Consider the following 7,420-nt stretch of genomic DNA (forward strand, 5'->3'; position numbering starts at 1 on the left):
CAAGGAACCCACCCGGGGGTCTGGGGGCGCAGCCCCCCGGGACGGGATGGGACGGGTAGGTGCGGCGGGGGCGAAAACCGCTGTTTCCCCACCCCCAACTCGCACCACCATTCCCTTATGACGACCCACCCGCGTTTCTCCCACACCACCCGAGCCCACTCCTTCAACACGGCCGCAGCCCAGTACGCCGCGAACCGCCCCTCCTACCCACCCGCCCTCTTCACCACCCTCGAAGACCTGGCCGCCCGCCCCCTCAAGGGCGCGCAGGTCATCGACGTGGGCGCGGGCACCGGCATCTCCACCACCCTCCTGCACGCCCGAGGCGCGGACGTCATCGCCGTGGAACCCGGGGAGGGCATGGCCGCCGAGTTCCGCCGCGCCCACCCCGACATCCCCCTGGTCCGGGGCACCGGTGACGCCCTCCCTCTCGCCACCGCCTCCGCCGACTTCCTCACCTACGCCCAGTCCTGGCACTGGACGAACCCGGCCCACTCCCTCCCGGAGGCCTTCCGCGTCCTGCGCCCCGGCGGCGCCCTCGCGCTCTGGTGGAACACGTCCGCCCTCGACGTCCCCTGGATCGCCGCCCAGGCCCAGCGCATCGACCAGTACTTCGAGGACGCCCACCCCACCGAGGAAGGCACCGCCACGAAAGCTGAAGAAGGCACCGCCACCAAAAACGGGGAAGGCACCGCCACCAAGACCCCAAAAGACACCGAATCCCACCAGCGAACCCCGGGCTTCCTCACCGAACGCGCCTTCAAGGGCGCCCCCGAACTCCCGCCCCACACCCACCGCGTCGTCCGCTGGAGCCGCCACGTCCCCATGGACACCCACCTCGCCAACATCGGCAGCCACTCGGCCTTCCTGGTCCTCGGCAAGGAAGACACCGACGCCTTCCTCGCCGAGGAGCGCACCCGCCTCCTGGAGACCTTCCCGGACGGCAGGGTCGAGGAGGTCTACGACGTACTGGTGATCGTGGCCACCCGCTCGTGATCCCGCGTGGCGGCCCACCGCTCCAGGGCCGCCGCACACGCGTGGTCCACATGCCGCAACCCGCCCAACTCCAGCCGTACGTCACGGTCGTGCGGCAACGCCTCCAAGGCGTCCAGCAGCTTCGGCAGCCGTAGGAACGTGGCGTTCCCCCTCACCCGTACGACCATCCCCGCGGCCCCCCGGTCCTCCGTCTCCACATGCACATGGCTGATGTCCCAGGCGGTCTTGGCGACGGCGAGCGCAAGCCCGACCAGTACCCCTTCAAACAGATTCCCCACCACGATCGCCACCGCCGTCACACCCAGCACGACCACCTCCCCGCGATGCCCGCGCCACAGCACCCGTACCTCCCGCACCGGCACCAACTTGCAGCCCGCGTGCACCAGCAACCCCGCCAGCGCCGCCACCGGAATGATCCCGAGGACCCCGGGCACCACCACCGTGAAGACCAGCAGCCACACCCCGTGCAGTACGCGCGAAACCTTGGTCTGGGCCCCGGCCTGGACATTCGCCGCGCTCCGCACGATCACCGCGGTCATCGGCAGCGCCCCGAGCGCCCCGCACACGGTGTTCCCGGCACCCTGCGCGATGAGTTCACGGTCGTAGTCGGTCCGCGGCCCCCGGTGCAGCCGGTCCACCGCCGCCGCGCTGAACAGCGACTCGGCGGAGGCGATCAGCGCGAAGGCGACCACCGTCCCGAGCATGCCCACTTCCGTAAGCCGTCCCAGGTCCGCCAAGGACGGGGGCTGTACGGCATCGAGCAGCCCGCGCACCTCGACCCGCCGCACGGACAGATCGAACACCCCGGTCACACCCGCCGCGAGCGCCACCGCCAGCAACGGCGCCGGCACCACCCGCGCCCCGAGCCGCCAACGCGGCCACAGCAGCAGTACGACCACGGTGGCGCCCCCGACCGCGAGGGCCACCGGGTCCGCGTCCCCGGGCAGCGACACCAGCCCGGCGATCTTCCCGAGCCCGCTCGTGGGCGCGGACGCGTCACCCACGGCGTAGACCTGGCCCGCGATGAGCACGAGGCCGATTCCGGCGAGCATCCCCTGCACCACCGCCACGGACACGGCCCGGAACCACCGCCCGAGCCGCAGCGCCCCGAGCGTGAGCTGCACCAGCCCGGCGCCGAGCACCAGCACACCCAGGGCCCGCAGTCCGTACGTCTGCACCGCCTCGTACACCAGCACGGTCAGCCCGGCCGCGGGCCCGCTCACCTGAAGGCTGCTCCCGGGCAGCACCCCGGCGACCAGCCCGCCGACTATCCCGGTCACCAGCCCCAACTCGGCCGGCACGCCCGAGGCGATGGCGACCCCTACACACAACGGCAACGCGACGAGAAACACGACGAGAGACGCGAACAGATCGGCTCGACGCAGATCGGCTTTACGCATGGCAACGGCACCTCCGGTTGAGAGCGGAAGATGCGTGGGTGCCGAGCCGGGGGAGGGCGCGGCGGATCCAACGGCGCGGCACCAAGGCCGGTGGGCATATGACCGCGCACTGAAATCCATTGTCGGTAACGGGAGTTGATCGCGCAGCCCTTCCGCGTAACCGCCGAGTGAACACGGAAGCGCACCACCCCGCCGCACGCCGGAGTGCCCCCTTCCGATCACGCCGCCGCGCGCCTGCGCCGTCGAATGCGACCGGTGCGACCAGTGCGACCGGGCTTGACGGCGCCACCCCTCCCGAGCACTATTCATCACGTGATGAATATTTCTCCTCGGCCTCCCGACCACCCCACGGCGACGGCCACCACCACCCCCCAGTCGCCCCGGACCTCCCCGTCCCCGGCCACCGCCATCCACGCCGCAGGCCTCACCGTCGTACGCGGCCCCCGCACCGTCCTGCGCGGCCTCGACTTCGCCGTACCCCGCGGCCAGATCACCGGACTCCTCGGCCCCTCCGGCTGCGGCAAGTCCACCCTCATGCGCACCGTCGTCGGCACCCAGGCCAAAGTCACCGGCACCCTCGAAGTCCTCGGCCGCCCCGCCGGCGACGCCGCACTCCGCTCCCGCATCGGATACGTCACCCAGGCCCCCTCGGTCTACGACGACCTGACCATCCGTCAGAACCTCGACTACTTCGCCGCGATCCTCGACCCCGGCCGCGCCGCCGCCGACCGCCGCGCCGCCCATGTCACCCAGGCCATCGCCGACGTCGACCTCACCACCCACGCCGACTCCCTCGCCGGCAACCTCTCCGGCGGCCAGCGCAACCGCGTCTCCCTCGCCGTGGCGCTGCTCGGCACCCCCGAACTCCTGGTCCTCGACGAGCCCACCGTCGGCCTCGACCCGGTCCTGCGCCGCGACCTGTGGAACCTCTTCCACGCCATCGCCACGGAACGGAAGGCGACGCTGCTGGTCTCCTCCCACGTCATGGACGAGGCCGAGCGCTGCCACCGCCTGCTCCTGATGCGCGAGGGCGAGATCCTGGCCGACGACACGCCCGACGCCCTGCGCGAACGCACCGGCCGCGACACCGTCGAGGCCGCCTTCCTCCACCTGGTCGACGAGGCCACCGCGACCGCCGACACCCGCAAGGAGACCGTCCGATGACCACGCCCACGAACGTGCCCCCGCACGCGGGCACGACGGCCCCCGTCCGCCCGAGCGCGATCAGCTACTCCCGAACGACCGCCACCGCGACCCGCGTCCTGCGCCAGCTCCGCCACGACCCGCGCACCATCGCGCTGATGATCCTCATCCCGTGCCTGATGCTCGTCCTGCTCCGCTACGTCTTCGACGGCAGCGCGCGCACCTTCGACTCCATCGGAGCCTCCCTCCTCGGGATCTTCCCGCTGATCACGATGTTCCTGGTCACGTCCATCGCCACCCTGCGCGAGCGCACCTCGGGCACCCTGGAACGACTCCTCGCCATGCCCCTCGGCAAGGGCGACCTGATCGTCGGCTACGCCCTGGCCTTCGGCGCCCTCGCCGTCGTCCAGTCGGCCCTGGCCACGGGCCTCGCCGTCTGGTTCCTCGGCCTCGACGTCACGGGCTCCCCCTGGCTCCTGCTGCTCGTGGCCCTCCTCGACGCCCTGCTCGGCACGGCGCTCGGCCTCTTCGTCTCGGCCTTCGCGGCCTCGGAATACCAGGCGGTGCAGTTCATGCCGGCGGTGATCTTCCCCCAGCTCCTCCTCTGCGGCCTCTTCACGGCCCGCTCCGCCATGCACCCCGTCCTCGAAGCCCTCTCCGACGTCCTCCCCATGTCCTATGCCGTCGACGGCATGAACGAAGTCCTCAAGCACACCGACATGACGACCAACTTCGTCCGCGACGCGTTCATCGTGGCGGGCTGCGCCCTCCTGGTCCTGACCCTGGGCGCGGCAACCCTGAAGCGCCGCACCGCATGAGGAAATCCATGCCGATGGGGGCAGAGGCGCAGCCCCGCCCCCCAGGGGCGCGGGGAACTGCGCGCCAAGCCCCCACCCACCCGCAGCCAAGGAACCCACCCGGGGGTCTGGGGGCGCAGCCCCCACGGACGGGATGGGACGGGTAAGGGCGGCGGGGGCGAGCAAGCCCCCACGGCAGCAGAGACAGAGACCACCCCCGTCCGCCCAACGGACACCCCACCCCGCCCAACCCACCAAGTGCGAGGATGACCGCAGGACGACGCACCCCCGGAGGGCACCCGCACCATGACCCAGAAAGTCGCAGTCCTCGGCACCGGCAAGATCGGCGAAGCCCTGCTCAGCGGAGTGATCCGATCCGGCTGGGCCCCCACCGATCTGCTGGTCACGGCCCGCCGCCCCGAGCGCGCCAGGGAACTCCAGGAGCGCTACGGCGTCACCGCCGTCACCAACGCCGAGGCCGCCAAGAACGCCGACACCCTGATCCTCACGGTCAAGCCGCAGGACATGGGCACCCTCCTCGACGATCTCGCCCCCCACGTCCCCGCCGACCGCCTGGTGATCAGCGGCGCGGCCGGCATCCCCACCTCGTTCTTCGAGGAGCGCCTGGCCACGGGCACCCCCGTCGTCCGGGTCATGACGAACACCCCCGCTCTCGTCGACGAGGCGATGTCCGTCATCTCCGCCGGCAGCCACGCCACCGAAGCGCACCTCGCCCACGCCGAGGAGATCTTCGGCGCCGTCGGCAAGACGCTCCGCGTCCCCGAGTCCCAGCAGGACGCCTGCACCGCGCTCTCCGGCTCGGGACCGGCGTACTTCTTCTACCTGGTCGAGGCCATGACGGACGCGGGCATCCTGCTCGGCCTGCCCCGCGACAAGGCCCACGACCTGATCGTCCAGTCCGCGATCGGCGCCGCCGTGATGCTCCGCGACAGCGGGGAGCACCCCGTGAAACTCCGCGAGGCCGTCACCTCTCCCGCGGGCACCACGATCAACGCGATCCGCGAACTCGAGAACCACGGCGTCCGCGCGGCCCTCATCGCCGCACTGGAGGCAGCCCGCGACCGCAGCCGCGAACTCGCCTCCGGCAACAGCTGACGACGACGGGGCCGGGGCTGGGGCCACCGCCCCGGCCCGCCGCTCACTCAGCCCCTCCCCTCCGGGACTTCAGCCGGCGGCCAGCAGCCCGATCGCCCGATACGCCGCGTCCACCCGAGGACGCGCCATCTCCCGGGCCTTCTTGGCGCCGTCGCGCAGGACCGCCTCCACATACGAGGGATCCGCGCACAACCGCTTGTGCCTCTCCTGCACGGGCCTGAGGAGTTCGATCACGGCCTCGGCGGTGTCCTTCTTCAAAGCGCCGTACGACTCATAGGCGCCGCCCAGGGTTTCCGGATCCGCACCCTCACAGGCGGCGAGAATCTCCAGCAGGTTCGAGACCCCCGGCCGCGCCTCGGGGTCGTACACGACGTCCTGCCCGCTGTCGGTCATGGCCCGCATGATCTTCTTCCGTACGGCATCCGGCTCATCGAGCAGATAGACGATGCCGGGCCCCACGTCATCGCTCTTGCCCATCTTCGACGTCGGCTCCTGCAGATTCATGACCCGGGCCGCGACCTGCGGCCGGGTGGCCCGGGGCACCACGAAGGTGTGCCCGTAGCGCTGGTTGAACCGCACCGCGAGATCCCGGGTCAGCTCCACATGCTGCGTCTGGTCGTCCCCGACCGGCACCTCGTCGGTCCCGTACGCCAGGATGTCCGCCGCCATCAGCACGGGATACGTCAGCAGGGACAGCCGCACACTCCCGCCCCGCTCCCGTTCGCGCGCGGCCTTCTCCTTGTACTGGATCATCCGCCGCATCTCCCCGTCGGTCGCGACGCACTCCAGCAGATACGACAGCCGCGCGTGCTCGTCCACATGACTCTGTACGAAGACGGTGCACAGCTCCGGATCGAGCCCCGAGGCCAGCAACAACGTCGCCGCCTGCCTACTCAGCCTGCGCACCCGCGCCGGATCGTGGTCCACGGTCAGCGCGTGCAGGTCGACGACACAGAACAGGGCGTCGGCCTGGTGCTGATCGACATCGGCCCACCGCCGCATGGCCCCGAGATAGTTCCCCAGCGTCAGATGCCCGGTCGGCTTGACCCCACTGAAGACCCGCGTCATCTCTCCACCTCCTGGTCGAGGCCGCCGCACCCGCCGGCCGGCTCCCCCAGGAGGGAGACACAAAAACGGCCGCCGAGGCGGCGGCCGTTGAGTACATACGTGAGTACGGCCGCCTGTCAGGCGGCCCACCACTGCTGGGTGCACGTATGTGTAGTCATGGCTGCGAGCGTACGCCCCCGGAGGGCATCCCGGAGCGGAGTTGACATGCCTCTACCCGGTACGTAGTGTTCTCCGAGTTGTCCGACGTGAGCGCCGACTCCGGTCGGTCCCCGGACAGCCATTCCGCAACAAGCACTCAGCGAACGGCGACTCGTCGTCGGATCGTTTTCATGCGTGTTTGCGAAATGAGGAATCCGCGTTCGAAAGGGCGCCACCCCGATTAGCTCGGGAGCCAGGAATCCGCTAAAGTCTCACTCGTCGGAACGGCCCACGGGCTGGGAAGACACGCCCCGCTGACTGGGAATCAGGCCCGAAAGGATCTGATAGAGTCGGAACCGCCGGAAAGGGAAACGCGAAAGCGGAAACCTGGAAAGCACCGAGGAAATCGGATCGGGAAACGGTCTGATAGAGTCGGAAACGCAAGAACAAAGCAAGACAGCAGGACCGAAGGGAAGCGCCCGGAGGAAAGCCCGAGAGGGTGAGTACAAAGGAAGCGTCCGTTCCTTGAGAACTCAACAGCGTGCCAAAAATCAACGCCAGATATGTTGATACCCCGTCTCCGGCCGATCGGCTGGGGCGAGGTTCCTTTGAAAAAGTCCTGCCGGGCACTGCCTGGTAGGCGCACAGCGAGGACGCTGTGAACCGGGGGGATTATTCCTCTCCTTGGTTCCGCTCTCGTGGTGTCGTCCCGATTACGGGAAAACATTCACGGAGAGTTTGATCCTGGCTCAGGACGAACGCTGG

General features: G+C 69.9%; 6 protein-coding genes. 4 read left to right on the top strand and 2 right to left on the bottom strand.

Translation table 11 applies throughout. The features are described 5' to 3' along the window. Positions 1 to 117 precede the first annotated feature (117 nt). The gene (locus ACIRA5_RS18720) at positions 118 to 993 is read left to right on the top strand and encodes a class I SAM-dependent methyltransferase (protein WP_403691910.1); all 876 of its coding nucleotides are present in this window, start codon (positions 118 to 120) and stop codon (positions 991 to 993) included. On the opposite strand, the gene ACIRA5_RS18725 is transcribed toward ACIRA5_RS18720, so the two are convergent. Beyond that, positions 957 to 2,393: a SulP family inorganic anion transporter gene (locus tag ACIRA5_RS18725; RefSeq protein ID WP_403691911.1), complete on the bottom strand. Its 1,437-nt coding sequence runs from the start codon at positions 2,391 to 2,393 to the stop codon at positions 957 to 959. The two genes, ACIRA5_RS18720 and ACIRA5_RS18725, sit on opposite strands and share 37 nt — an antisense overlap. A gap of 312 nt (positions 2,394 to 2,705) precedes the next feature. Between ACIRA5_RS18725 and ACIRA5_RS18730 the strand changes: the two genes are divergently transcribed. The 3 genes from ACIRA5_RS18730 (at position 2,706) to proC (ending at position 5,449) form a co-directional block, all read left to right on the top strand. Beyond that, positions 2,706 to 3,557, top strand: a complete 852-nt coding sequence (locus tag ACIRA5_RS18730) for an ABC transporter ATP-binding protein (RefSeq protein WP_403691913.1) — start codon at positions 2,706 to 2,708, stop codon at positions 3,555 to 3,557. Beyond that, entirely contained in the window at positions 3,554 to 4,354 is an 801-nt protein-coding gene (locus ACIRA5_RS18735) for an ABC transporter permease (RefSeq protein ID WP_403691914.1), read from the top strand. The genes ACIRA5_RS18730 and ACIRA5_RS18735 overlap by 4 nt, the downstream gene beginning before the upstream one ends. A 285-nt stretch (positions 4,355 to 4,639) precedes the next feature. After that, positions 4,640 to 5,449 (top strand): pyrroline-5-carboxylate reductase, encoded by an 810-nt coding sequence (proC, locus tag ACIRA5_RS18740; RefSeq protein WP_352053931.1) that lies wholly within the window; start codon positions 4,640 to 4,642, stop codon positions 5,447 to 5,449. 69 nt (positions 5,450 to 5,518) lie between these two features. Here proC and trpS read toward each other — a convergent pair whose 3' ends face one another. Beyond that, entirely contained in the window at positions 5,519 to 6,517 is a 999-nt protein-coding gene (trpS, locus tag ACIRA5_RS18745; RefSeq protein ID WP_403691916.1) for a tryptophan--tRNA ligase, read from the bottom strand. Positions 6,518 to 7,420 lie beyond the last annotated feature (903 nt).

Source organism: Streptomyces sp. NPDC096311, assembly GCF_044763085.1.
Lineage (GTDB): Bacteria > Actinomycetota > Actinomycetes > Streptomycetales > Streptomycetaceae > Streptomyces.